Origin of the sequence: Rhodococcus yananensis (assembly GCF_020515525.1) — a bacterium.
Taxonomy (GTDB): Bacteria; Actinomycetota; Actinomycetes; order Mycobacteriales; family Mycobacteriaceae; genus Rhodococcus; species Rhodococcus yananensis.
The window spans coordinates 16,989-39,622 of record NZ_JAIYEP010000021.1 but is presented as its reverse complement, the minus strand read 5'-3'; the positions used below and the strand labels follow the sequence as shown (position 1 = coordinate 39,622).

23 protein-coding genes are annotated in these 22,634 nt (G+C 69.0%); 10 read left to right on the top strand and 13 right to left on the bottom strand.

Translation table 11 applies throughout. The features are described from left to right. The first annotated feature begins 7 nt into the window (after positions 1-7). Positions 8-1,198 (top strand): elongation factor Tu, encoded by a 1,191-nt coding sequence (tuf, locus tag LDQ05_RS07450; protein ID WP_226436260.1) that lies wholly within the window; start codon positions 8-10, stop codon positions 1,196-1,198. 239 nt (positions 1,199-1,437) lie between these two features. Here the strand turns inward: tuf and LDQ05_RS07445 are convergent, their stop codons facing one another. From LDQ05_RS07445 to LDQ05_RS07425, 5 genes are read right to left on the bottom strand one after another with little or no spacing between them, the layout of a single operon-like run. Further along, on the bottom strand, positions 1,438-2,001 hold the full coding sequence (locus tag LDQ05_RS07445; protein ID WP_226436259.1) for a hypothetical protein: 564 nt from the start codon (positions 1,999-2,001) through the stop codon (positions 1,438-1,440). Next, positions 1,998-3,017: a DUF6286 domain-containing Asp23/Gls24 family envelope stress response protein gene (locus LDQ05_RS07440; protein ID WP_226436258.1), complete on the bottom strand. Its 1,020-nt coding sequence runs from the start codon at positions 3,015-3,017 to the stop codon at positions 1,998-2,000. Before LDQ05_RS07440 ends, LDQ05_RS07445 begins: the two co-directional genes overlap by 4 nt. Next, positions 3,010-3,204, bottom strand: coding sequence for a DUF2273 domain-containing protein (locus LDQ05_RS07435; RefSeq protein ID WP_372461051.1), 195 nt, complete (start codon positions 3,202-3,204; stop codon positions 3,010-3,012). The genes LDQ05_RS07440 and LDQ05_RS07435 overlap by 8 nt, the downstream gene beginning before the upstream one ends. Beyond that, entirely contained in the window at positions 3,201-3,521 is a 321-nt protein-coding gene (locus LDQ05_RS07430; RefSeq protein WP_226436257.1) for a hypothetical protein, read from the bottom strand. Before LDQ05_RS07430 ends, LDQ05_RS07435 begins: the two co-directional genes overlap by 4 nt. Further along, positions 3,518-3,973 carry an Asp23/Gls24 family envelope stress response protein gene (locus LDQ05_RS07425; protein ID WP_226436256.1) on the bottom strand — a complete coding sequence of 152 codons (456 nt, stop codon included), beginning with the start codon at positions 3,971-3,973 and terminating at the stop codon, positions 3,518-3,520. Before LDQ05_RS07425 ends, LDQ05_RS07430 begins: the two co-directional genes overlap by 4 nt. 287 nt (positions 3,974-4,260) lie before the next feature. On the opposite strand from LDQ05_RS07425, the gene LDQ05_RS07420 reads away from it, so the two are divergent. Both LDQ05_RS07420 and LDQ05_RS07415 read left to right on the top strand, forming a co-directional pair. Continuing rightward, a complete protein-coding gene (locus LDQ05_RS07420) occupies positions 4,261-5,439 on the top strand; it encodes an NAD(P)/FAD-dependent oxidoreductase (protein ID WP_226436255.1) in 1,179 nt (392 codons plus the stop codon). Positions 5,440-5,517: 78 nt separating this feature from the next. Next, a complete protein-coding gene (locus LDQ05_RS07415; protein ID WP_226436254.1) occupies positions 5,518-6,294 on the top strand; it encodes a glutamate racemase in 777 nt (258 codons plus the stop codon). Between the two features lie 26 nt (positions 6,295-6,320). On the opposite strand, the gene LDQ05_RS07410 is transcribed toward LDQ05_RS07415, so the two are convergent. Together LDQ05_RS07410 and LDQ05_RS07405 are read right to left on the bottom strand one after the other, a co-directional pair. Then, positions 6,321-7,001, bottom strand: coding sequence for a TetR/AcrR family transcriptional regulator (locus LDQ05_RS07410; RefSeq protein ID WP_226436253.1), 681 nt, complete (start codon positions 6,999-7,001; stop codon positions 6,321-6,323). Between the two features lie 64 nt (positions 7,002-7,065). Continuing rightward, entirely contained in the window at positions 7,066-7,428 is a 363-nt protein-coding gene (locus LDQ05_RS07405; protein WP_226436252.1) for an SPW repeat domain-containing protein, read from the bottom strand. Positions 7,429-7,631: 203 nt separating this feature from the next. Here LDQ05_RS07405 and LDQ05_RS07400 point away from each other — a divergent pair, with 203 nt between their 5' ends. Continuing rightward, positions 7,632-8,882 (top strand): MFS transporter, encoded by a 1,251-nt coding sequence (locus tag LDQ05_RS07400; RefSeq protein WP_226436251.1) that lies wholly within the window; start codon positions 7,632-7,634, stop codon positions 8,880-8,882. A gap of 50 nt (positions 8,883-8,932) precedes the next feature. On the opposite strand, the gene LDQ05_RS07395 is transcribed toward LDQ05_RS07400, so the two are convergent. Continuing rightward, on the bottom strand, positions 8,933-9,988 hold the full coding sequence (locus tag LDQ05_RS07395; RefSeq protein ID WP_226436250.1) for a ferredoxin--NADP reductase: 1,056 nt from the start codon (positions 9,986-9,988) through the stop codon (positions 8,933-8,935). 313 nt (positions 9,989-10,301) lie between these two features. Here LDQ05_RS07395 and mdo point away from each other — a divergent pair, with 313 nt between their 5' ends. From mdo to madC, 3 genes are all read left to right on the top strand, one after another. Next, on the top strand, positions 10,302-11,573 hold the full coding sequence (gene mdo, locus LDQ05_RS07390) for an NDMA-dependent methanol dehydrogenase (RefSeq protein ID WP_226436249.1): 1,272 nt from the start codon (positions 10,302-10,304) through the stop codon (positions 11,571-11,573). Positions 11,574-11,667: 94 nt separating this feature from the next. Further along, on the top strand, positions 11,668-12,735 hold the full coding sequence (locus tag LDQ05_RS07385) for a MadB family AAA-type ATPase (RefSeq protein ID WP_226436248.1): 1,068 nt from the start codon (positions 11,668-11,670) through the stop codon (positions 12,733-12,735). Between the two features lie 13 nt (positions 12,736-12,748). Then, on the top strand, positions 12,749-14,251 hold the full coding sequence (madC, locus tag LDQ05_RS07380; RefSeq protein WP_372461050.1) for a MadC family VWA domain-containing protein: 1,503 nt from the start codon (positions 12,749-12,751) through the stop codon (positions 14,249-14,251). A gap of 38 nt (positions 14,252-14,289) precedes the next feature. Here the strand turns inward: madC and LDQ05_RS07375 are convergent, their stop codons facing one another. From LDQ05_RS07375 to LDQ05_RS07355, 5 genes are all read right to left on the bottom strand, one after another. Beyond that, positions 14,290-14,925: a response regulator transcription factor gene (locus LDQ05_RS07375; RefSeq protein ID WP_226436247.1), complete on the bottom strand. Its 636-nt coding sequence runs from the start codon at positions 14,923-14,925 to the stop codon at positions 14,290-14,292. Continuing rightward, positions 14,922-16,088 (bottom strand): sensor histidine kinase, encoded by a 1,167-nt coding sequence (locus tag LDQ05_RS07370; protein WP_226436246.1) that lies wholly within the window; start codon positions 16,086-16,088, stop codon positions 14,922-14,924. Before LDQ05_RS07370 ends, LDQ05_RS07375 begins: the two co-directional genes overlap by 4 nt. A gap of 77 nt (positions 16,089-16,165) precedes the next feature. Further along, a complete protein-coding gene (locus LDQ05_RS07365; RefSeq protein ID WP_226436245.1) occupies positions 16,166-18,301 on the bottom strand; it encodes an MMPL family transporter in 2,136 nt (711 codons plus the stop codon). A 62-nt stretch (positions 18,302-18,363) separates the two neighbouring features. Further along, positions 18,364-18,750: a DUF3817 domain-containing protein gene (locus LDQ05_RS07360; protein WP_226436244.1), complete on the bottom strand. Its 387-nt coding sequence runs from the start codon at positions 18,748-18,750 to the stop codon at positions 18,364-18,366. Beyond that, positions 18,747-19,220 carry a DUF2871 domain-containing protein gene (locus tag LDQ05_RS07355; RefSeq protein WP_226436243.1) on the bottom strand — a complete coding sequence of 158 codons (474 nt, stop codon included), beginning with the start codon at positions 19,218-19,220 and terminating at the stop codon, positions 18,747-18,749. Before LDQ05_RS07355 ends, LDQ05_RS07360 begins: the two co-directional genes overlap by 4 nt. A gap of 167 nt (positions 19,221-19,387) precedes the next feature. Here LDQ05_RS07355 and LDQ05_RS07350 point away from each other — a divergent pair, with 167 nt between their 5' ends. Genes LDQ05_RS07350 through LDQ05_RS07340 form a run of 3 tightly spaced genes read left to right on the top strand, consistent with a single transcriptional unit; the run spans position 19,388 to position 22,631 of the window. Then, positions 19,388-20,596 (top strand): iron-containing alcohol dehydrogenase, encoded by a 1,209-nt coding sequence (locus tag LDQ05_RS07350; protein ID WP_372461049.1) that lies wholly within the window; start codon positions 19,388-19,390, stop codon positions 20,594-20,596. Beyond that, positions 20,593-21,969 carry a MadS family sensor histidine kinase gene (locus LDQ05_RS07345; RefSeq protein ID WP_226436242.1) on the top strand — a complete coding sequence of 459 codons (1,377 nt, stop codon included), beginning with the start codon at positions 20,593-20,595 and terminating at the stop codon, positions 21,967-21,969. Before LDQ05_RS07350 ends, LDQ05_RS07345 begins: the two co-directional genes overlap by 4 nt. After that, positions 21,966-22,631: a MadR family response regulator transcription factor gene (locus tag LDQ05_RS07340; RefSeq protein ID WP_226436241.1), complete on the top strand. Its 666-nt coding sequence runs from the start codon at positions 21,966-21,968 to the stop codon at positions 22,629-22,631. Before LDQ05_RS07345 ends, LDQ05_RS07340 begins: the two co-directional genes overlap by 4 nt. Positions 22,632-22,634: the final 3 nt, after the last annotated feature.

Here is a 22,634-nt window from a genome sequence, read left to right as displayed (position 1 = left end):
CATTCCAGTGGCGAAGGCGAAGTTCGAGCGGACCAAGCCGCACGTGAACATCGGCACCATCGGTCACGTCGACCATGGCAAGACCACCACCACGGCTGCGATCACCAAGGTGCTGGCCGACAAGTACCCGGATCTCAACGAGAGCTTCGCGTTCGACCAGATCGACAAGGCTCCCGAGGAGAAGGCTCGTGGTATCACGATCAACATCTCCCACGTCGAGTACCAGACGGAGAAGCGCCACTACGCTCACGTCGATGCTCCGGGTCACGCCGACTACATCAAGAACATGATCACCGGTGCCGCCCAGATGGACGGCGCGATCCTGGTCGTGGCCGCCACCGACGGCCCGATGCCCCAGACGCGTGAGCACGTCCTGCTCGCCCGTCAGGTCGGCGTTCCCTACATCCTCGTCGCCCTGAACAAGGCCGACATGGTCGACGACGAGGAAATCCTCGAGCTCGTCGAGATGGAGGTCCGCGAGCTCCTCGGTTCGCAGGAGTTCGACGAGAACGCCCCGGTCATCCCGATCTCGGCGCTCAAGGCGCTCGAGGGCGACGCCAAGTGGGTCAAGTCCGTCGAGGACCTCATGGAGGCTGTCGACGAGTCCATCCCGGACCCGGTCCGTGAGACCGACAAGCCGTTCCTCATGCCCGTCGAGGACGTCTTCACCATCACGGGTCGCGGCACCGTCGTCACCGGCCGTGTCGAGCGTGGCGTGATCAACGTCAACGAAGAGGTCGAGATCGTCGGCATCCGCCCCGAGTCGACCAAGACCACGGTCACCGGCATCGAGATGTTCCGCAAGCTGCTCGACCAGGGCCAGGCCGGCGACAACGTCGGTCTCCTCGTCCGCGGCATCAAGCGCGAGGACGTCGAGCGCGGCCAGGTCGTCGTCAAGCCCGGCACCACCACTCCCCACACGGAGTTCGAGGGCCAGGCCTACATCCTCAACAAGGAGGAGGGCGGCCGCCACACGCCGTTCTTCAACAACTACCGTCCGCAGTTCTACTTCCGTACCACGGACGTGACGGGCGTTGTGACCCTCCCCGAGGGCACCGAGATGGTCATGCCCGGTGACAACACCGAGATGTCCGTCAAGCTGATCCAGCCGGTCGCCATGGACGAGGGCCTCCGCTTCGCGATCCGCGAGGGTGGCCGCACCGTCGGCGCCGGTCGCGTCACGAAGATCATCAAGTAGGCATCGCCTACGGGATCCTCGAGTGAGGTAGTACTCACCGACGTCCGTTCGGCGTCCACCCTCCGGGGTGGGCGCCGTTCGGCGTTTCCGACCTCCCGCGCGCGAGCCCACGACCTCTCCGTCGGAGCGAACGGTACATTCACTCGAATCGATCGAGCGGACGATACGTTCGCTCGGACGCGGGGGAGGCTCGGACGCGGGGGGCTCGGACGCGGGGGTGGCTCGGACGCGGGGGTGGCTCAGTGGACGTCGGGGGCGGGGTCGAGGTGCAGCAGTACTTGAGTCGCGACCCGTGCGCCCCCGAGTGCCGCTGCCGCGCGACGGGCGCTGTCCTCGGCTGCGGCGGTGAGTTCGGCGACATCGATGTCGGGTTCGGCGTGGACGGTCACGGACAGCGTCGGGAGGTGCCGTTCGACGACGGCCCGGCCCCGCACCGACCGCACCCCCGGTAGCGCCTCGAGATCGCGGGCGACACCGGCGGCGACGGGCCCGAGTTCGACGCCGAGCGTCGCGTCGGTCACCGCGTCGTACAGTTGCACCGTCGACGGCCGGCGCCGCGACAGGTTCACCACGAGCAGCACGATTCCGACAGCCAGACCCACCCCCGCGACCGTCCACAGTGCCGGTGTCCACCACGGCTGATCCGGGATGTCCGTGACGACCGTGCGATCCAGTGTCGCGAGTTGCTCTCGCGCGAGCGGCACCCGCCACAGCCAGGCGAGTGCGAACGCCCCCGCGGCGAGCAGCGTGCAGCCGGTGACGAAGGCGAAGAACCGGTTGACGAGCAGGGTGCGCAGCTTCATCGATACCGGACCTTCACGACGAGGGGGACGGGGTCGGCCAACAGCGCCAACTGCGGTTCGAGTTCGGCGCGCAACGTGTCGACGAGATCCGTCGCGGAGGTGCCGTTCTCGGCCAGGACCCGGAGCAGTGCGCGTCTGCGGTCGACGACGGTGCGCGCGGTCAGGACACCCGGAAGCGCGCTGGCACGTGCGCTGCACATGCGGGCGACGTCGGTGCGGCGCATCCACACGGTCGGGACAGGTCCCGACAGACACAGGGGTAGGTGTGTGCGCTTGCGCGGTTTGAGTGCGACGACGATCGCGACCACACCGACGACGACGAGGAGCACCGCGACCGGCGCGATCCACGGTTCCCAGTGCAACCTGCCGAACCATTCGAACGAGTTGCGCAGCCACGGTGCCCCGCCGTATGCGCCGCGGACGATCAGAAGTTCACGGGCCGCGACGAACGCGACGCCGAGCGCGCCCAGCGCGATGAGTGCGGCGACCGACGCTGCCGCCGGGTAGGCGAGCGGGACCAACGGCGCGACGAGCGACAGGTCGGTGCGCGGTCCGCTGCGGGCGGCGACGATGTCGGATTCGTGGTATTCGACGGGCACCGGCGGATCCGCCGGCTCGTCCTCGCGGGGTTGCGCGGTCGACACCACCACCACGTTCAGTTCGTGCACGGTCGTGCCCGTGTAGTCGTTGAGGTGGCGTTCGACGACATCGTGCACGCGCCGCGTGAGGGCCGCGGCATCGTAGGGCCACTCGGCCGCGACGAACAGGTTCACCGCGACCGCTCCCGCCGCCGTCGTGATGTCGGCGCGCGGCAGTTCGCGTCCGGTGAGCAGGCTCAACCCGCCGCTCTGCCGGACCACACCGGGAACCTGCAGTGCGGCATTCGCCGCGATCCGCTCGATCGCACGATCTTTGATCGTCAGGGTGCCGCGCAGCGCCCCGGAATCGGCGTCGGCGGGATCGGCGGGTGACGCGGCCTCGGCTCCGGTCCCAGCGGCAGTCCCGGCCTCATCCACGGCCGCGGCTGCGCAGCAGTGCGCCGAGGTCGAGTGTGCCGTCGCGGTGCGCTCCGATCGCCGCACCGATCCCGCCGAGCAGGATGGCGAACAGCAGTCCGCTGACACCACCGAGGATTCCGGCGAGGGCGAGGAGCAGACCGGCGATCAGACCGACGACGGTGTTGCTCAGAGGTGTGTGGTTCACGAGGGGACCTGCTTCCGTGTGCTGTCGGATACACCGAACGCGCCGGTACCGGCGACGACGTCCTCGACGACCACGTCGACGACACCGTCGACGTGCTCGGCCACCCTGGTGCGGACGGTGTCCGCGAGCGCGGGGAGATCGGCGGGAAACTCGGCCGTCAGGTGGATCTCGACGCGGTCGGTGCCGCGACCGCCGACGCGGAGGCCGATCACGCGTCGCCCACCGACATACGTTGCGACCTCCCCGAAGGCACCGCCGTGCAGATCGGCGACACCGGGGACGGTGCGGACGAGTTCGACGATCCGGTCCGGATTCACCGCACGCGATTCTTCGGATCCGGTGCGGGTGTCTCGTCGGGAAGGACGACGTCGAACACGGTGATGTTCACTTCGGTGACCTCGAGGCCCGTCATCTGTTCGACGGCGGCGATGACGTTGAGCCGGATCGCGACCGCCAACTCGTGCAGGGCCACGCCGTATTCCGCGACGATCCCGATGTCGATGGCGGCCTGCTTCTCGCCGACCTCGACGGCGACGCCCTGCCCGTGATTGATCCGCGCCCCCGGGATGCGGTCGCGCAGCGCACCGACGACCCGCGCGGTGCCCGCGCCGATGTCGAAGACACCGGCGACCTCGCGCGTCGCGAGGCCCGCGATCTTGGCGACGACGGCGTCGGCGATGATCGTGCGTCCCAGCGCATCGACCGGGCCGGGTGACGATCCCGTTCCGAACTGAACGCGGCTGAGCGCTGCGCCGCTGTCGCTGGTCATGGGGATTCCTCCGATTCGGTTGTCGTATCCGATTGTCGTGCGTGACGCGCCGCGGCGTGTACCGGTTCGGCGCGCGGTGCTCGCCGCCCTCATTATCCGCGTATCCGCTGATGCCCGTGTGACAGGTGATCAGGGATGGACACACGGTGTCACAACCTTCGTCGGTTCCGGAACCGGTGTTCACCACGGGGAGCATGTGGGTCTGTCGGAGCCGACGTCTGTTTGATAAGAAGATGCGATGTGTTCGCGTGGCGTCCGTCACGCATTCGACCTGAAGGGAACACCACGTGGCAGGCGATCGGATCGTAGTCGTCGGGGCAGGACTGGCCGGTGTGCGCACCGCGGAGGAGCTGCGACGCGGAGGATACGACGGTGCCGTGGTGCTCGTCGGTGACGAGGTCCATCTGCCCTACGACCGCCCGCCGTTGTCGAAGGACGTCGTCCGCGGTGAGCGAGACGACACCACGTTGAAGCCGCAGGAGTTCTTCGACGACCAGCGGATCGAACTCCGGCTCGGTACGGGTGCGCGCTCCCTCGACACCGCATCCCGAACCCTCACACTCGACGACGGCACCGAACTCGGGTACGACGAGCTCGTCGTCGCGACCGGGTTGCGGCCGCGTCGCATTCCGGGCCTGCCGTCGTTGCGGGGAGTCCACGTGCTGCGTTCTCTGGAGGACAGCCGTGCGCTGCGCGCGGAGATCGTCTCCGGTTCTCGCGCGCTCGTCGTCGGTGCAGGGTTCATCGGCTGCGAGGTGGCGGCGAGCCTGCGGGCGCGCGGCGTCGACGTCGTGCTCGTCGAACCGCAGGCCGCGCCCCTCGCATCGGTCCTCGGCCCCGACGTCGGGGCGCTCGTGGCGCGCCTGCACACCGACGAGGGCGTGGACGTGCGTTCCGGGGTGGGCCTGTCCGAACTGCGGGGTGACGACCGGGTGACCACCGCCGTCCTCGGCGACGGTACGGAGATCGAGGTCGACCTCGTCGTCCTCGGGATCGGTTCGACACCCGTCACCGGTTGGCTCGACGGATCCGGTGTCGAACTCGACAACGGTGTCGTGTGCGACGGGGTGGGCCGCTCGTCGGATCCGCACGTGTGGGCCGTCGGCGACGTCGCCGCGTGGCAGCTGCCCGACGGCGGTCGCAAGCGTGTCGAGCACTGGACGAACGCGGGGGAGCAGGCGGCGGTGCTCGCGAAGGCACTGTTGACGGGCGAGGCGGGCGCGGTGGGGCAGGTCCCGTACTTCTGGAGCGACCAGTACGACATCAAGATCCAGGGACTCGGTGCGGTGCGCGGCGACGACACCGTGCACATCGTGCGCGACGACGGACGCAAGTTCCTCGCGTACTACGAGCGGGACGGCAGGCTGGTCGGTGTCGTCGGGGCGGGGTTGCCCGGGCAGGTGATGAAGACCCGCGCCAAGATCGCCGCCCGAACCCCGATCGAAGAGTTGCTCGCGCCCGCCTGAGGTGTGTCGGCGCCGGCTCGATCAGCGGGTGGCCGCACGTCTGCGACCGTGTCCCGTGCGACACGCTAGATTCGTGGGGTGATCGTTGCGCTCATCGACTCGGGTTTCGGGCTGTTGCCGACGTCCGCGCGGTTGCGGCGGTTGCGGCCCGATCTCGATCTGATGCTGTCGATGGACCCCGACGGTGCGCCGTGGGGTCCGAAGGATCCCGGCTGGGTGACCGAGCGTGTCGTGACCACGGCGCGGCGCGCGGTGGACCGCGGAGCCGAGGTGGTGGTGCTGCCGTGCAACACCGCGTCGGTCACGGCGCTCGAGCACGTCCGCGCCGAACTCGGCGACGGCATTCCCGTGGTGGGCACCGTTCCCGCGATCAAGCCGGCGGCCGCGGCGTGCGCGTCGGTCGCGATCTGGGCGACGGCGGCGACCACCGCCAGCGCCTACCAGGCGGATCTCGTCGAGCGGTTCGCGGACGGCAGCGACGTGGTGGGTGTCGCGTGCCACGGTCTGGCGGATGCGATCGACCGCGGTGATCGCGCCGCCGCGGCGACCGCGATCGCCGCGGCGGTAGAGCAGACCCCCGACGGGGTGCAGGGTGTGGTCCTGGGGTGTACGCACTATCCGCTCGTCGCCGACAGCATCGCCGAACAGCTGCCGCGGGACGTGCGCCTGTTCGACAGCGCCGACGCCGTCGCACGCCAGACACTGCGCAGGATCGACGCGCTCGGTCGGGCCTCGACCGGCACGGGGCGCGTCGACGTGTTCCTCAGCGGCGCAGCGGGGGAACTGCCCGAACGGGTGCGTGCGTTCGAGGACGGTCGGGTGCTGCTCGGGTCGGTGCCGGACGTCGCGCTCTGAGCCGGCCGGGGCACGGATCGTGCTCGTCAGGCCGCTGTGATCACCGGGATCCAGATCCGCCCGAGCCAGAACCGTCCCAGCGTGGCCAGGGCACCCGGAGCCCCGGATATCCCGGACATTCCCGCGGCGACGAGTCGCGCGATGCTGCGCAGGTCGTCGCGTGCGCGGGTGGCACCGTCGCGGGCGAGGAGGCGATCGGTGGTCGCGGCGGACAGCATCGCCGACACCCAGGTCGATGCCGCCGCACGCAGTGCGCTCATCGACACCGGTACCGGTGTGCTGGCCTGCAGGATGCGCATCGTCGCGTCGTGCAGGTAGTCGCGCAGGGATCGGACGTGCATGCGCGCGTCGGAACGTCGTTCGGCTTCACGCCAGATGATCACCCGAAGCATCGACGAGTCGTGGTGCCCGAGATTCAACGCGGTGTCGAGATTCACCAGGCTGGTCGCGGGATCACCGGGCTCGACGAGTGTGGTGAGATCGGGAAGCGGTTCGGTGGGCAGCCGTTCGGCCATCAGTGTTCCGAGGATCGCCTCCTTGGTGGGGAAGTAGTAGAAGATCAAGCCTTTGGGTACGTGCGCGGTGGCGGCGATCGCGGTGACCGCGGTGGCGTCGAAGCCACGTTCGGAGAACAGGGCCTCGGCGGCGTCGAGGATGCGCGAGCGCGCTGTCGTCGGGTGTCCCGACAGGCGGCCGTGGGCGTTCACCGGGTTCTCCCGGGTGTGAACCGTGGGCCGGTCGGGACCGGCCCACGGGTGGATTACCGGTCGGTCAGTGATGGGGTGCCAGTCCACCACCGTGCATGCGGGTGCTCATTGCGGGCAGAGCCGCGACCGCGACGACGACGGTGAGCACACCGACGATCCATGCGGTCCACGATGCGCCACTGAAGGCCGTGTAGTTCATCACCCACGGCGACAGGAACAGCAGCACTCCGAAGAGCCCCATCGCGTAGTCGAGAGACGCCATGGTGGGGCTGGCGATCTGGGCGATGCCGCACAGTGCGACGAGGACACCGAGAACGATCAGCGACCACATGGCCCTGTCGCTGGTGTCGAGCCAGATCGGTGACAGCGCGGCGAACGCGCCGAGAACGACGGCCACATAGTCCTGCAGCCGACTGTCGGAGAACATGGTGAGCCTCCTCTGACGGATTTGTCCCCTATCTCTCGGTATAGGACTGTTCGACCGGTCGGTCAAGATGTCTGCGCGTTGCGGTGGGATAAAGGTTCGGCCGGGTGGGCGGGGTTTTCCGGGGTGATCGTGACCACGGTGAAATATTCGCAATGCAAACGATGTTGGGATTGTCGACGTGTGCCCCCACGACAGGAGGTTCGATGAGCCGGCCCACCCGAACACGGGACGCCCGGAGGAGTTTCGGATTCGTGGTGGTGGGGCTCGGAGCCTTCGCGATCACTGCGTCGTCGTCGGCGCCGTCGCCGCTGTACCCGGTCTATCAGCAGATGTGGGGATTCTCCGCAGCCCTGCTCACCGTCGTGTTCGCGGTGTACGTGCTCGCGTTGCTCACGATGCTGCTGACCGTCGGGTCGTTGTCCGATCGCATCGGGCGGCGCCCGGTCGTCGGGACCGCGCTGCTCGTTCTGGCCGCGAGCATGCTGGTGTTCATCGCCGCCGACGACGTCACCTGGCTGATCACAGCCCGGGTTCTCCAGGGCGTCGCGGTCGGGGCGGCGACGGGGGCCCTGGCCGCCGCGGTGATCGATCTGCAACCGAACCCGAAGATCGGGCCGCTCGTCAACAGCATCGGACCGTCACTGGGGTTGGCTCTCGGCGCGGCGGGTGCCGGGCTCCTCGTCGAGTTCGCGCCGTTCCCGACGGTGCTCTCCTACGCATCGGTGGCGGTACTCGCCGTCGGGTTGGCCGTCGCACTGTTCTTCGTTCCCGAGACCTCACCCGCGACCGGGTTCACGTCGGTGGGCGCCGCCGTGCGCAGTCTGGTGCCGAGTGCGTCGGTGCCGCGGGAGGTGCGTGGCCGGTTCCTTCTGGTGCTGCCGTGCCTGATGTCGGCATGGGCGCTCGGTGGACTGTACATGTCGCTGGGCCCGTCCATCGTCGATGCCGTGTTCGGGATCGACGACCGGTTCGTCGCGGGCCTGGCGATCGCCACGATGTTCGGCTCGGGCACCGTCGCGGCGGTGGTGATGACGGGCCGCCTACCGCGACACGTCGTCCTCACCGGTGTCGTACTGCTCGCCGCCGGTGTCCTCGCGGTGGTCGCGAGCGTGCTCGTCGAGTCGGTGGGGCTGTACTTCGCGGCCACCGCGGTGGCCGGCGTCGGGTGGGGTTCGGTGTTCGTCGGTGCGATGAACGTGATCGGCGGCATGGGGCGCCCCCATGAACGCGGCCGGATCTTCGCCACGACGTTCACGGTCTGCTATCTGGCGTTCTCGGTGCCCGCAATGATCGCGGGTGCGTCGGCGGGCGCGTTCGGTCTCACCGTCACCGCCGTCGGGTACGGCGTGGGTGTGGCGGTCGTCGCGCTCGCGTCGGGTGCCGCGGTGCTCGTGCGCGGACCGAGGCCGCGGCGGGTGCTGCTCGAGAAAGTGCCCGCTCCCACCTCGCGGTAGGAACGGGCACCGGTGCCGGATCCGGGTCGTGACGTGTCGACCCGGGCCGATCAGAACTCGATCTTCAGATGGTCTGTGACGGGTTTGGCCTGGCAGCCGAGGATGTATCCGGCTTCGATGTCCTCGGGGTCGAGCACATCGCAGTGCGCCATCTCGACCTTGCCCTCGACGACCGTGCACGCGCACGAACCGCACTCACCCTCCTGGCAGGAGTAGGGCACGTCGATTCCCTCGGCGAGCATGATGTCGACGAGCGTCTGCGAACGCGGCCACGACAGGTTGTGTACCTCGCCGTCGAGTTCGACCTCCACGGTCGCGGCGTCCGCGGCTTCCTCGTCGCTGATCTCGGCGGGTGCGTGGTCGGCGAACGGGTCGCCGGACAGCGAGTTGAACACCTCGGCGTGGACCTGGGTGCGGGGCATCCCGGCGTTGGCGAGAGCCTGGTGCACACCGTCCATGAACGGGCCCGGCCCGCACATGAACGCCTCGCGGTCGGTGTAGGGGGCGGCGAGCGAGGCCAACTGGTCGACCGACGGCAGTCCCTGAACCGACTCGAGCCAGTGGACCACGGTCAGGCGCGTCGGGTTCTTCTCGACGAGTTCACGCAGTTCCCGTGCGAAGATCACCGAATTCTCGTCGCGGTTGGCGTAGACGAGCGTGATCTTCCCCGAGCCCTGGGTGAGTGCGGACTTGAGGATCGAGATGACCGGCGTGATCCCGCTGCCGGCGGCGAACAACAGGAAGTCGTGGTCGAACGACTTGGGGGTGAAGACGCCGGCCGGGGGAAGCACCTCGATGGCGTCGCCGGCGGCGACGCGGTCGCACAGCCAGTTGGAACCGTACCCGTCGACGGTGCGCTTGACCGTCACCTTCGGTGCGTCGTCCGTGAAGGGGGAGCTCGCGAGCGAATAGCACCGGGCGACGGAGCCGGTGAGGTCGCTCGGGATGCGCAGTGTCAGGAACTGGCCCGGCTTGTAGTCGAACTTGGCGCGCGCGTCGTCGGGCACGGAGAAGACGATCGAGCGGCTGTCCGCGGTTTCCTCGACGACTGCGGACACGGTGAGGATCACCGATCGCGAGCCGTGGGGCACCTCGACTGTCGTCATGAGTGTGTCGTCCTCTCGTGCAAACTTCCGTGGGCGGAATCCGGACACGCCACGGTTCTAGAACGTGTTCTAATTGTCAGGGTATCAGTCGGACCCCCGGTGCGAAACGGTACCGGGGCCGTACGGCCGGGCCGAACGCCCACCCGGTCAGTGGGACGGAACCTGCCCGATCGGGTGGATGACTGCCCGCGACCGGACGGTTTCGCCGTCCGCCCCTTCTCCTCGGGCGCGGGCGTCACCGATGGTGGTCGCAGATGAGGCCTGCATCACACCACCGCTCCGGCGGACCCGCATCTCGACGAGGAGAACGACGATGGCAATCGAGCTCAACCAGATCTGGGACTTCCCGATCAAGGAGTTCCACCCCTTCCCGCGCGCGCTCATGGGTGTCGGTGCCCACGACATCATCGGCGTGGAGGCCAAGAACCTCGGATTCAAGCGCACCCTCCTGATGACCACCGGCCTGCGCGGCTCCGGGATCATCGAGGAACTCATCGGGAAGATCGAGTACCAGGGTGTGGAGGTCGTTCTCTTCGACAAGGTCGAGTCCAATCCCAAGGACTACAACGTCATGGAGGCCGCCGCCGTCTACCAGAAGGAGAAGTGCGACTCGATCATCTCCGTCGGGGGCGGCTCGAGTCACGACGCCGCGAAGGGCGCCCGCGTCGTCATCGCCCACGACGGCCGCAACATCAACGAGTTCGAGGGCTTCGCCAAGTCCACCAACAAGGAGAACCCGCCGCACATCGCCGTCTCCACCACCGCCGGCACCGGTTCCGAGACATCCTGGGCGTACGTCATCACCGACACCTCCGACATGGACCACCCGCACAAATGGGTCGGTTTCGACGAGGCCACGATCGTCACCCTCGCGATCGACGACCCGCTGCTCTACTACAGCTGCCCGCAGCACTTCACCGCGTACTGCGGCTTCGACGTCCTCGCTCACGGCTCCGAGCCGTACGTCTCGCGCCTGGACTTCGCACCGTCGCTCGGAAACGCCCTGTACTCCATCGAACTGGTTGCGAAGAACCTGCGTGAGGCCACGTTCGAGCCGCGCAATCTCGCGGCCCGCGAAGGAATGATGAACGCTCAGTACATCGCTGCGCAGGCGTTCAACTCCGGGGGCCTGGGTATCGTGCACTCCATCTCGCATGCCGTCTCCGCCTTCTTCGACAGCCACCACGGTCTCAACAATGCGATCGCCCTGCCGCGCGTGTGGGAGTACAACCTGCCGTCGCGCTACGAGCACTACGCCCGCATCGCCACCGCGATGGGCGTCGACACCCGCAACATGACCACCGTGCAGGCCGCCGATGCCGCGGTCGACGCCGCGATCCGGCTCGCCAAGGACGTCGGCATCCCCGACAACTTCGGGCAGGTGCGCGTCGACTCGTACGACAAGAACCAGATGAACACCAGGAAGTACGCCGGCCGCGGCGAGGTCATCACCGGCGACGAGAAGACCGTGCGCGCGATCTCCGAGCACATCCAGGACGACTGGTGCACCCCGGGCAACCCGCGCGAGGTCACCGTCGATTCGATGATCCCGGTCGTCGATCACTGCATCAACCGGTCGTACTGACCGTCGCGACTCCGCGCCCGGGGGTGGCCTGCCCCCCTGCCCACCCCCGGGCGCGATCCATCCCCTTTCCCGCCCGCACCGGAGGACCACCCGGATGACCACCTTCGCCAACGGCGCCGAACTCGCGGACGCGCTGCGCCGGCACGACTACATCGCCGACGACGACTTCGCGACCGTCGTGCACCTGGCCACCGCACTCGAACGTCCCCTGCTCCTGGAGGGGCCGGCCGGAGTCGGCAAGACCGAACTGGCCAAGGCGCTCGCCGCCGCCGGTGACCGCCGGCTCGTACGGTTGCAGTGCTACGAGGGGCTCGACGACAGTCGCGCGCTGTACGAGTGGGACTACGCCAAACAGCTCCTGCACGTGCAGATGCTGCGCGACCGCATCGGCGAACTGCTCGGGCGGCACACCGACATCGCCGACGCCTCACGGTTCCTCGCCGACCAGGACTTCGGTCTGTACTCCGAGAAGTTCCTCTCCGTCCGTCCGCTTCTCGACGCCGTGCTCTCGCCGGAACCGGTGGTGCTGCTCGTGGACGAGGTGGACCGTACCGAGGAGTCGATGGAAGCCCTGTTGCTCGAGGTCCTCGCCGAACGGCAGGTCACCATCCCCGAGGTCGGGACGTTCACCGCCCGCTCCGTGCCCTGGGTCATCCTCACCTCCAACGACACCCGAGAACTGTCCCCGGCGCTCAAACGTCGCTGCCTGCACTTCCACGTCGGATACCCCACACCCGAGCGTGAACGGGAGATCGTCACGGCCCGCGCTCCCGAGGTGCGACCCGACACCGCCGGGAAGGTCGTCGACCTCGCTCACACACTGCGCGACCTGCCCCTGCGCAAGAGTCCGTCCGTCTCCGAGGTCATCGACGCGGCCCGCGCCGCCACCGTCCTGGGTGACGGTGCGGCAGAGGCGGATCCGTTCACCGATCTGCGCGACGTGTTGTTCTCGACGCTGCTCAAGTACACCGGCGACGTCGAACTCGCCCGCGGGCGACCGGACGGGGCCGATCCTGCACGGGTGTCCTCGCCCGCCCCGGTGGAACGGGCCACCGTCGCCGCTCGGCCCGCGAACACCACCACCGCGGTGTTCCGGGGCAGAGGGGGAGGCGGTCACGGGGGCGGTGGTCGCGACACGGCGGTCAGCGGTGCGCGGCGCTGACCCGGTGGTCCGCGTGGGCCACCCGGGTACCCGAGCACTGGACGTCGTCTCCGCGGTGTTCGCGTCGCTGCTGCGCACTCACGGGGTGGCCGCGTCGCCGGCCGAAACCATCGAGGTGCGCAGGGTCCTCGGGCTCGTCGGTGCGGCCGACCGCAAGGCGCTGCGGTCGTGTCTGCGCGCGGTGTGCGCCAAGTACCCGCACGAGCGCGCGGGCTTCGAACGTGCCTTCGACGAACTGTTCGGCGCGGTCGACGCGGTCGTCGCCGAGCCCGACCGGGATCCCGCACGCGCACTGTTCGCCGATGCCCTGCCCACCACCCTCGACATCGACGACGACCCGTCCGTGGCGCGGTACGCCGACTACAACGAACGCGCCGCCGAGGTCGGCGACCACTTCGACACCCCCGAGACCGAGAAGGGTTTCAACCCGCACAAGGACGACGACGTGTCGATGACGTCCTCGGACGCCGACCTGTCCGTCGACACCGGAGCGGACTCGGGACGGCGCGGCGTCACCTACACCGTCGACGTCGACCGTGCCGGATCCAGCACCGTCGGCGAGTTGTCCGCGGATCCGGGGGCAGCGGTCGTCGGCTCGCTGTCCTGGGACGATCCGGGGTCGATCCTCGCGTGGCTCGACGCATACGATCCGCACCGCACCTACGACGGGGACGTTCCCGACGAAGCGCTCACCGAAGCGCAACTCGGTCGTCTCGTCGAGGCCGTCGAAGCGTTCGTGGCCGCGTTGTCGGCCGTGATTCCCGTGACCGACGACGTCGAGGCACCCGAATCCCGTGACACCGCGGGTATCGACCGCGCCGAGATCGAACTGGCCTGCCACGAGGTGTTGCGACGTATGCGCGGTCCCGCGCGGCTGCGCCCGCGTGAACCGGCCCGCGGCCGACTCGACATGCGGCGCACCGCCCGCGCCGGGATGCGCACGGACGGAGTGCCTTTCCATCTCGTGGTGCGGGCGCCGCGTCCCGACCGGGTGCGGCTGCTCGTCCTCGCCGACGTGTCGCTGTCGGTGCGCCCGATCACGGCGTTCACGTTGCGGCTCGCACAGGCGATGCACGGCCGCGCACACCGCTGCCGTGTCGTCGCGTTCGTCGATCGACCCGTCGACGTCACCCGGCAGTTGCTCGCCGCGGACGGCGACGGCGCGCTGGCCGCGGTGCTCGCGCATCCCGCGGTGGATCTCGAAGCGAGCAGCGACTACGGCCGGGTGTTCGACGAGCTCCTCGTCGACCATCTCGGATCCGTCGACAGGCGAACCTCCGTGCTGGTCGTCGGTGACGGTCGCTGCAACGGGCTGCCGTCGCGCACCGATCGCCTCCGGGAACTGCGCCGGCGCGTCCACCGGCTCGCGTGGATCACGCCCGAACCCGAACGGTACTGGGCGCAGGCCACGTGCGCGATGCCCGAGTACGCCGACGTGTGCGACGAAGTGGTGGTCGCCCGTGACGGAACCCAGTTGCTTGCGTGCGCAGCAGAACTCGGATACGCCCTGCGATGATCCGGGCAGCCGGTGGGCCGCCCGACGACCGTGTCGGGTCAACGATCGGTGGCAGTGCCGATGATCCCTCGCGCGCGTGCCTGCGCGACCGCCGCGGTCCGCGAGCGCACACCGAGCTTCCCGAACGCGTTCGTCAGGTGGGTCTTCACCGTCGCCTCGCTGAGGAACATCCGGCGAGCGATCTCTCGATTCGACAGACCCGCGGCCACGGACTCGAGCACCTCGGTCTCGCGGGGCGTGAGGGTCACACCCGGATCGCGCATCCGGGCCATCAGCTTCGAGGCCACCGCGGGCGACAGTGCGCCGACGCCCGCCGCGGCCGCGACGATGGCGGAGAAGAGTTCGGCGGGCGCGGCGTCCTTGAGGAGGTAGCCGCTGGCGCCGGCTTCGATCGCACGGAGGATCTCGGCGTCGGTGTCGTAGTTCGTCACCACGAGAACGTGCGGTGCGTCCGGAAGAGCCCGGATCCGACGCGTCGCCTCCACCCCGCTCGGTCCCGACCCGAACCGTAGATCCATGAGTACCAGATCGACGGACTCGTCCCGACACAGCGCGATCGCTTCGTCGCCGGTCGCGGCCTCGGCGACGATGTCGATGTCGGTGTGCCGCTCGAGCAGTGCCCGGAGGCCGGCCCGGACGATCGCGTGATCATCGGCGAGGACGAGCCGGATCATCGTGTGTCCTCCCGGTGCGCGAGCGGAAAGGTCACGGTCATCGCGGTGTGGCCGGGCTCGGATTCGACCGCCCACCGTCCGTGGAGTTCCTCGACCCGGGTGCGCATCGCATCGAGCCCGAAGCTGTGTGCACCCGGGTCGTCGAGGAGGTCGACGTCGAACCCGCGGCCGTCGTCGACGACATCGAGGTGCACGGTGTCGGCACCGTAGGTGAGGGTGACGACACCGTGGCGCGCATCGGCGTGACGCACGACGTTCGACACCGCGCCCTGCGCGAGCCGCACCAGTGCCGACTCCACCGGCATCGGCAGGGACACGGGAGTGCCCTCGACCAGGAACCGGATCCGGCACGTGCCCGCCGTCGCCCGATCGCACACCCTCGCCAGCGCGTCGACGAGCGAACTCCCGGCCAGATCGGCGGGCGAGAGCGCCGAGATCAGGTGTCGAGTGTCGGTGAGTCCGGCGGACGCGATGCGCCGGGCCATCACGATCTTGTCGGCGGCGCCCGGAGGCAGGTCCTCGGTCTCCGCGGCGTGCAGCAGCATCTGGATGCTGCTCAGGCCCTGCGCGACGGTGTCGTGGATCTCCCGCGCGAGCCTCTCCCGCTCCGCCAGTTCACCTGCCGAGCGTTCCGTCTCCGCAAGTTCCGCACGGGTCCGGTGCAGATCCTCGATCAGGCGCTGCCGTTTCTCCGTCTCGCGGAACAGGACCCGGAATCCCAGTCCTGCGACCACACCGACGACGGCACCGAGCAACGACCCCACCAGCGCACCGCCCCATCGGCCGTCGCGGGCACCGATCAGTACATCGACGACGGTGACCGCGGCGACCGCCGCCATCGCGGGACCCACCGACATCTCGGCGATGAAGAGCAGGATCAGCCCGAACGACACGTATCCCGCGTCGGCGCCGAGGAGCGCCATGGCGACCCACAATGCGCACAGCGACCCCAACCAGACGAATCGGGTCGTCGGAGTCGGCGACGACCCGGCACCCACGATGTGCACCACGACGAACAGGGCCGTGAGCGCGCCGATCCATCCGGCCGACGGCTCGGACAGGATTACCGCGCGCAGCAGCACGATCAACGCCAGAACCACGATCAGCACGTGCAGTCCCAGACGGAGTCGCCCCACCTGTACGAACGAGGATTCCTCAACCATCACGTCATACGGTAGCCGCACGCGTGCGGTGTGCCCCGGACCGGAATCCGGGCCGGGGCACACCGCCGGTGGGCCGGTCACAGGCGGGCCGGTACCTTCTCGGGGCGATCCGCGACCCGCGGAACCGACGGCCACAGGGCTCGGTCACCGAGCAGCCGCATGATCGCGGGAACGAGCAGCGGCCGGACGACGAAGGTGTCGAGGAGGATCCCGATCGCCATCGCGAGCCCGAACTGGAACAGCTCGCGGATGGGCTGGGTGGTCAGCACGGCGAACGTCGCGGCCAGGATGAGGCCGGCGGACGAGATCACCCCGCCGGTGCGGGTGAGAGCGATCCGCAACGCCACCCGAGGCGGGTGCGTCGTCGACTCCTGCCGGTAGCGGCTCATCAGGAAGATCGTGTAGTCGACACCCAACGCGACGAGGAACACGAGGATGTACACCGTGACCCGGTTCCCGATTCCCGCGTCGCCGAGCACCGTGACCGTGATGAAGGTCGTGAGACCGAGGGTCGCGGTGAACGACAGCACGAGGGTCCCCATCAGGTAGAGGGGTGCGAGAACGGACCGCAGCAGCAACGCCAGGACCGCGGCGACGATCACGAGGACGAGCACTGCGACGACCAGGTTGTCACGATCGAGCGCGGCACGGATGTCGGCGGCGTGGGCACTCTCACCGCCGACGACGACGCGCGCGTCGTCGATGCCCGCGGCGATCGCCGCGGATTCCGCGGTGGCCGCGAGGGTGTCCACACGGTCCAGGGCTTCCGGGCCGTAGGGATTGTCGGTGAAGACGACCTCGAACGCGGCGGTGGTGCCGTTCGAACCGACGGCGGGCTGCGCCCCGGTCCGCGCCACCCCGTCGACGTCGGCGAGGTGGGAGCCGATCGCGGTCCAGTCCGGTGTGGGTGTGCCGTCCGGCACCGTGACGTACACGGTCGACGGTGCGATCTCGCCCGGGCCGAACGCGTCGGCGATCATGTCCCGACCCTGCTCGGATTGCGTGTCGATCCGGAAACCGCTGATGAAATCGAAACTCTCCCGGTAGCCGGCCAAGCCCGCAGTCATCACGAGAAGCCCGATCAGGGTGGAGAGCACCACCGTTCGCGGCGACCGTTCGACGAGGTCCGCAACTCGCTCCCAGATCCTGCCCCCGACCCTGCCTGCCGCCGCCCGGGTGGAGGACGGCCAGAACAGCCTGCCACCGAAGAGCAACATGAGGGCGGGGGTGAACGTGAACGCGACCAGCCCCATCGAGGCGACGCCGAGCGCGAGGTACGGGCCGAACCCGCGCAGGGCGGGTGAGACGGCGACGAGCAGCGCGAGCATGGCGAGGACGATCGTCGAGACACTGGAGACGATCGATTCGGTGATGCCGCGCAGTGCGCGCATCATCGCCGCCGAGCGGTCCGTTTCGACGGCGAGCGCTTCCCGGTAGCGGGCGGTGACGATCAGCGCGTAGTCCGTGCCGACACCGAACAGCAGCACCGTCATGATGGAGGCCGTCTGCGAGCTGACGTCGACCCAGCCGGCGTCGGCGGTCATCGCGCCCACCGTCTCGGCCAGTCGCATCGCGACACCCACCCCGGCGAGCGCCACCACCACGAGGACAGGTGACCGGTAGATCAGCAGGAGGATCACGGCGACCAACAGAATCGTGCCGAACAGCAGGATCTTGTCGCCGCTGCTGAACACCTTCACGGTGTCGGTGGCGATCCCCGCGGGGCCGGTGACCGCGGCGTCGACGGAGCCTGCCGCCGCGCCCACGAGTTCGCGCAGGGTGCCGACCGTGTCCTGGAACGTCGTGTCGGTCGGGTCGCCGGTGACGGGGACGACGATCATCTCTCCTGTGCCGTCGGCGGTGCGCAGATCGTCACGGTCGGAGCCTCCGGCGGTGATCACGGCGGCGATGGACGGATTGTCGGCTCGCGCACCGTCGATGCTCGCGACGATCCGGTCCACCGCCGCCGTCGTCTCGGTGCTGTCCGCGCCGCGAACGACGACGATCGCGGGAGTCCCTTCCTGTCGTGGGAACTCACGGGCCGCCAGCTCGGCGGCCTGTACGGATTCCGACGACGCGGGTGGATCGTTGGCTCCCGCGTTGTTCTCGACGTCCTCCAGCGCGGGTGCGACACTCGCGAGTGCACCCACCAGCAGGATCCACAGCAGCACGACGACGGCCGCCCGGCGTCGGGAGCCGAACAGGAGCCTCATGAAGCGTGCGCCCGCACCGTGATCACCCGGTCTCGCATCGCCGGATCCCGAATCGCGCGTGCTCATCGCACCGGGGTGGGGTAGCGGGACGGGAAGTCGGAGTACCGGTCGGTTCCCGGAACGAACCGTCCGCTGCGGGCGGCCCACACCTCGAAGGCGACGGTGGCGAACGGTGGCAGGGACGACACCAGGGCCAGCATCAGGGTCCGCGGGCGCCATCCGAGCCGAACGTACATCGCGATCGTGAGTACGACGAACGCGATGAAGACCGCACCGTGCAGAGAACCGAAGATGCGGACACCGACCTCGGTGGTGCCGGCGACCCACTTGAAGTACATCCCGACGAGCAGACCGAACCACGTCACCGCCTCCAGCATCGCGACGAGGCGGAAGGTGCGTACCAGCACGATTGTGGAGCGACTCTCCGGGCGGAGATCGGTGCCGCTCATGCGAGGCCCCCGTCCCCGACGGCGGAACCCGACCGGCCGTCGACGCCGACCCGCTCGCGTGGTCGGCCGATCGCGGTGCGCAGCCCGAGGAAGAAGACGACGAACGCGACGGTCAGCAGCACGTGGCCGATCCCGGCGATACCGGAGATCGCGGCCGACGCCTCCGTCCCGACCACCTGCATGGTGCCGTGGACGAGCTGCATCGACACCGTCAGGATCAGGCCCGAGTGGAAGGTGATCGTGAACCAGCGGTGGAGCGGTCCGGCCGACAGGGTGAACAGGTGTTCGAGGATCGCGACGGTCAGCAGGAACAGCACACCGAGCACCAGCAGGTGGGTGTGCACGACGGACAGTTGGGTCGGGCCGTCGAAGTCCTGTGCCTTGGTCAGCTCCCGGTAGTACAGGCCCGACGCAAGACCGGCGACGGCGTACCCGAACGCGGCATTGACGAGTGTCTTCACACCGTCCATCCGACCGTTCTCGCGGCCTCGGCGCATCGGCGGAAAGAGGGCATCCGTCTACGACTTCGGATGGAGGTGATCGATTCGATCCGGCCCGCGTCGCGGCCGAGGACGTCCGGCATCCGGTCGACGGTAAGCTGTGTCACACAATCGCGCGGACTTGTCAGAGGTGAGCAGTGGCCGTCGTCATCCCGGAACACGCCGAGGGCGAACATCCGCGGCATGCGGGCGCACCTCCGGCTCTCGTGAAGTTCCACGCGCCCGAGATCGTGTTCGGCGAAGGATCACTCGTCGAGGCGGCGCATGCTGCGGCGCGGCTCGGTGGGATCCGGCCGATGCTCGTCACCGATCCCGGACTCATCGAGGCGGGATGGACGGATGAGCTGGTGCGGCACCTGTGCGACCAGGGGCTCGCGCCGACGGTGTGGTCGGGGATCACCCCGAACCCGAAGGACCACGAGGTCGCCGCGGGGTACGAGGTGTATCGGGAACGGGGCTGCGACGTGCTGGTCGGGCTCGGCGGGGGATCGGTCATCGATGCCGCGAAAGCGGTCGCGGTGTTGTCGGCGAACGGCGGGAACATCCTCGACTACGAGGGTGTCGATCGCGTGGCCGTGCCGATCCCGCCGATGGTGATGGTCCCGTCCACGTCGGGTACGGGGGCCGACGTCTCCCAGTTCTGCGTGGTCACCGACACCCTGCGCGGTACCAAGATCACCATCATCGGGCGATCGCTCGTGCCCGATCTGACGGTGATCGATCCCCGGCTGCTCACCACCATGCCGGAGGATCTCAACGCCGCGACGGGGCTCGACGCACTCACCCACGGCATCGAGGCGTTCGTGTCCCGCGCTCACAATCCGCTCACCGACCACCACGCGCTGAGGGCGGTGGGCATGGTCACCGGCACCCTGGTCCGCACCATCGACGAGCCGATGTTCATGCCGGCCCGGGCCACGATGGCCCAGGCCAGCCTGGAAGCAGGGTTGGCGTTCACCAACGCGATCCTCGGTGCCACCCATGCCATGAGCCATCAGGTGGGGGGACTGCTGGACCTGCCGCACGGCGTGGTGAACGGCGTGCTGCTCCCACACGTCATCCGCTTCAACGGCGCCGCAGATCCCGCACCGTTCGTCGAGATCGCCGCCACCCTCGGACTCGAGGAGGCCCACGGACCCGCCGACGCCGCCGTCGCCGCCGTCGCGGGCCGCGTCGACGATCTGGCCCGGCAGGTGGGGGTGCCGCGGGGCCTGCGTCGGTTGGGGGTGCGGGAGGACGACCTGGCGCGCCTGGCCGACGGCGCGCTGCACGACGCGTGCATGGCCACCAACCCGCGACCGGCCACCCACGAGCAGATGCTCGAGTTGTTCCGGGTCGCGCTGTGAACGCGCATGACCTGTCGGCGCTGACCGGGCTCCGGTCGGGCAAGCCGACGTTCTATCCCCAGTACCGCGGCGCCGCCGAGCGTCTCGAACGGGTCGTGCACGCCCTGGAGTTGATCTCCCGGGCACTCGTGCGGACCGTCGAAGGTCCGGAGACCCTGATCTGCGCCGTCGCGGAAGCGGCCCGTGCCCACCTGAGTGCGGGCTGGGTGGCGTTCGCGCTGGCCGACGGGACCCTGCCCGACGCCGGGCCACGACGGTTGGTGCTCGGCCCCGACGCCACCCCGTTCCTCGTCGACGACGTCCAGGGGCCGCCGTTGCCGGACGAGGTGGTGGCGATGCTCGATGCGGCCCGGCGCGGCGCCATCGACACGTCGCCGGTGGTCGACGATCACCACGCGTGCGTCCCCATCGTTCTCGACGGGGGAGTCACCGGTGCGATCGCGGCGTGGACACCGAGGTCGCGCACTCTCGACGCCACCGATCGCGCCGTCCTGTCGATCCTCGCCAGCCAGACCGCGGTGGCGCTGCAGAACTCGGCGCTCTACCAGCGGGGGCAATTGCTTCTCGAACGCGCCGAGGAGGCGTATCGGGACGCGAACCGATCCGCCGCAGACCTGCAGGCGCGCAACGAGGAACTCGAGGCCACACTCCGCGAACTCGCACTCACCCAGCGGCAACTCGGCGCGGCGCAGCGGCAGCAGGCGCTCGACGAGGAACGGCACCGGATCGCTCGGGAACTGCACGACAGCGTCACGCAGGCCGTGCTGTCGGCCGGCATGCAGATCGAGGTGTGCCGCAGCGAGATTCCCGGCCCGGAACGCGGGGAACGACTCGACCTGGCCAAGGAACTGACACGTCGCGCGGTCGAGCAGTTGCGTACCGCGATCTACGCGCTCAACCATCCCTCGGATGCCGAGCGGTCGTCGTTGCCGGAGATGCTCGAACAACTCAGTGTCGCCCACATGCCGGGCGAACTGGACATCGCGGTGCGTGTCGGCGGTACCCCGGTCGAACTGCCGGGTGAAGCCGAGCATTCGCTGCTGCGGATCGCGGGTGAGGCCCTGTTCAACGCGGCGGTGCACGCGCACGCCACCCGAGCGATCCTTCGTCTCGTCTACGACGAGGACCGGGTATCGCTGTCGGTCGCGGACGACGGTGACGGTGATCCCGCGCAGATGCGCGTGATGCTCGCCCTCGCCGCGGGGAACGACCTCGACGGTCGGCATCGGGGACTGGCGAACATGCAGGCCCGCGCGCGGGAACTCGGCGGATCCCTCGAGGTGCGCCGTGCAAGACTCGGTGGTGTGCGGGTGACTGTCCGTATCCCGGTGCAGTGCAACGCTGCTCCGGACCGTAAGGGAGAGCGTCGATGAGCCTGCCGGATCAGTACGTCCAGTCGAGTGCGGTGCGGATCGCGCTCGTCGACGACCACGCCATCCTGCGTCAGGGGCTGCGCACCATCCTCGACCGTGAGCCGGACCTCGAGGTGGTGGGGGAGGCGGCGACGCACGTCGAGGCGCTCGATCTCGTGCAGCGGATGCGCCCCGACATCGTGCTGCTCGATCTGAAACTGTCGGCCGGGTCGGACTACGAGGGGCTGGCGCTGTGCGGGCAACTGTCGTCGGCACACCCGGGTGTCGGGGTGCTGGTGCTCACCACCTTCCTCGACGAGCAGATCGTCGTGCGCGCCGTTCACGCGGGAGCGCGCGGCTACGTCGTCAAGGACGTCGACACCACCGAACTCGTGCGGGCGATCCGCGCGGTGTCGCGCGGTGAGAGCGCGTTCGATTCGCGCAGTGCCGCGGCGGTCGTGCGGTCCCTCAACGGTCAGGGGGCGCAGGCCGAGCAACTCACCGGTCGCGAGGTGGAGGTGCTGAGGCTGCTGGCCTCCGGGATGTCGAACGCGAAGATCGGTGAGCAGCTGTTCATCTCCGCGACCACCGCGAAGTTCCACGTCAGCAACATCATGCGCAAGCTCGGAGTGAGTCGTCGCGCCGAGGCGGTGTACGCGGCCAGCAAGCGCGGCCTGATCTGACCG